General features: G+C 66.3%; 2 protein-coding genes. Both read right to left on the bottom strand.

The window, feature by feature from the left end; all coding sequences use genetic code 11:
* Positions 1 to 422: SPFH domain-containing protein (locus tag AC1DWF_RS34745; protein WP_476843021.1), on the bottom strand; the 422-nt coding region annotated here is incomplete at its 3' end.
* 73 nt (positions 423 to 495) lie between these two features.
* Positions 496 to 697 (bottom strand): hypothetical protein (locus AC1DWF_RS34740; RefSeq protein ID WP_476843020.1); only part of this gene is annotated, 202 nt, incomplete at its 5' end.

Genomic DNA, 697 nt, shown 5'->3' with positions numbered 1-697 from the left:
GCCATGAGCTGGTGCGAGATCTCCTCCCGCTTGCTCAACGTCTCGTCGAAGGTCATGGAGCCGATGACGCTGCGCAGGTTGGTCATGGCCAGCGCTTCCAGCGCCTTGCCCAGCTGCGCCACCTGGTAGGCCGCCTTCACCACGTCCATGACGCGGTAGTAGACGATGCCATCCACCAGCACGGCTGCATTGTCCTTGGTGATGACCGCCTGCTCGGGGATGTCGAGCACCGTCTCCTGGATGCTGAGGCGGTGACCGACGCGGTCGATGAGCGGGATGATCAGATTGAGGCCGGGATCCAGCGTGCGGGTGAAGCGGCCGAAGCGCTCGACGGTCCAGATGTTCCCCTGCGGAACGGTCCGCACGCCCTGGAAGATGGCGATGATCGCGACGACGACGATCGCCAGAAGGACGTATTCCATGCAGTGCGTCTCCGCCCGGTTCGATTGCCTCTAGATATAGTTCAGACGCCGGACCGGAGGACAGGATTCTGCTTCACCGACCGAGGCAGGGCGTCAGCAATGCGCGCAACCGCGCCGAATCCTCGGCGCCCACCTCCAGCCGCGCCACGATGGCGGAGCCGCTGCGTTCCGCATTCTGCTGCGTCCAGACCAGGGCGGCAGGGCCCGCCGTCAGGGGCTGCAGCACCCTGATGACGGCAGCCAGCCGCTGCGGGTTGCGCCGGCGCGGTGCGGTG

This window comes from Aminobacter sp. P4_D5 (genome assembly GCF_056401815.1).
The sequence above is the reverse complement of the archived record's forward strand: the minus strand, read 5'-3'. Positions and strand labels throughout refer to the sequence as shown.